The sequence below is a fragment of the Haliscomenobacter sp. genome (assembly GCF_033763495.1).
In the GTDB taxonomy this organism is placed as follows: Bacteria; Bacteroidota; Bacteroidia; order Chitinophagales; family Saprospiraceae; genus Haliscomenobacter.
In genome coordinates, this window is the sequence record NZ_JANRKL010000058.1 from 1 (window position 1) to 2015 (window position 2015).

Below are 2015 nucleotides of genomic sequence, written 5' to 3' on the forward strand. Positions count from 1 at the left end.
CTTTAAGCAGTAAAAAATTGAAAAATAAAAACAAGAACATAAGAATAACTCCCAGCAGGTAATTGAACACCAAAAAGGACTGAAAAGTTATTGAATGTTCTCGCCCCGCTCTATCCATGGCAGGTAGTTTAAGCCAAAAAAAGAAGTGATACCTGGTCAAAAAAAGCAAGACAGGTAAGATGAGCAGCCAATATCTGTTTTTGAGGTTGGTGAGCGCTTCCATGGCTATTGATTCTTTTTGAATTGTTGTTCCAATGATTCTTCAAAAGTCAGGTCGCGAATCACCTTGTTTTCCAGTGGAGTGGCTAGCAGAACATTGTAATTTCGCCAAAAACGCTCGTTGTATTGTCTGCGTACATCATCGGTATCTTCTTTTCTATTGAGTGTTTGGCGGGGTTTTACCTTTGCCATTTCCTTTTTATCCGTTTGTACTTCATTGACCATCAAACTGCAAAAATTGTAACTCCCCGTAGTTTTGCCTTCATGGACTTTGCTTTTGCGGAAATCGCCCATGGTCATCCATTCTATGTAGGACAAGTAGTATTTTCCGTCTGTTTTTTGATAGTCTACTCTGATTTTGCCAGTGTGTTTACCGTCCTGGCTCACATTTTGAAAAATAACTCTCGATTCTCGGTACATCTGTTTTTTCTTTTCAGAGATGGTATTCGTATCAACCCCCAGTTCTGATAAAATCTCATCAAAATCGGCACCACGGTAGTAATCAATGTGGTGTATGCCGTAATCCTTACTATTGATGTAGATATTGCCATAATTTTCTGGAAAGCGAAATTTTAACCAATAAACCTGCTCACCATCGTAAGAAGTTACATCTACTAAACGAATAGAAGCCTTGGGGCTTTTGAGTATTTCCCCTAACCAATAGCGCCGGGAGTTGTGAGCCCATTTATGTCCTCCGTAATCATTTACTGTTCGCACATTGTGCGCATGTATCCTCACTGGATCCTGCACTAAAATATCGTATAATGGTGTGTCTTTGCCAAACACCAGATACCAGGCGCGCTGTCCCAAAGTTTGTTTGGCCAGATTGTTGCTCTTGCGATACTCATTGACACGGATGCGGATGCGCTGAGGGTCGGAATCAATGCCCCAATCCTGAATGTCCACCATACCCTCCATCAGGCGGGTATAGCCATAATCGTCACGGCTTTGCACCTTTTCGCGGTAGAAGGCATTGAGTTGGTGCATTTTGCTGGGGTAGTTTTTCTTCAAGCGTTTGAGCGCTTCCCGCAAAATGGCACGTCCGGAGTCGGAATGGGGTTTGACCATCGCTTCGGCCAATTCCAGCACTTCAGGTTTTAGGTAAATGCGCAGGGTATCCTCCTGCTGCACTTTGGACAGGGCAATGGTGTAGGTTTTAAAACCCAGGCAACTCACCTTGAGGCTGTCTTTGGCATAGGCAGCCGGGTAATTCAGCGTAAAAGCCCCTACTTCGTTGCTGACTACGCCCATACCTCGGGCGGGAATCCCCACATGCGCGTAAGGAACAGGTATAGAACCTTTAGCGGTAAGCACTATTCCATTCAGTTGATAATGCTGCTGAGCCATGGCCAGCGAAAAAATGCCTTGTAAAATGAAGACGCCTAAACACAGCTGGTGTTTCATATGCTAACTATTGATGAATCAAGCTTTTCTCTGTTTTTTCTTTATGTCGATAAAGATATTCCGAATATTTATTTTTTACAACATTATTTTTTCAAATTTTAATTATACAACTTTTGCCTTTCCAAGTTTTATTGTTGTCCATACTCAACATTACCTCATTCTACTTTTGATTTTTTCAAAAAGTTGCCCTTTTTAGTCTTTATGCTCGCCCAACCCAACTTTTCCCCCCGCACTTGCATCCATCTATCAAGTTTTTTCTCCAAATTTGCACTCCAAATTAATTTATCCGGCTGATGCACCACGTGGACATAGAAGCACTAAACCAACAAATCTACATCGACAGCGCCTTTGTAGAAAAACTGCATGCCGAAACGGCCAAAGTGATCGTTGGG

Annotated in this window: 1 protein-coding gene; it reads right to left on the reverse strand. The window is 42.4% G+C overall.

Annotation, left to right across the window (positions count from 1 at the left end; translation table 11 throughout):
• Positions 1-225 precede the first annotated feature (225 nt).
• A complete protein-coding gene (locus SFV55_RS06680) occupies positions 226-1623 on the reverse strand; it encodes a carboxypeptidase-like regulatory domain-containing protein (protein ID WP_320028702.1) in 1398 nt (465 codons plus the stop codon).
• Positions 1624-2015: the final 392 nt, after the last annotated feature.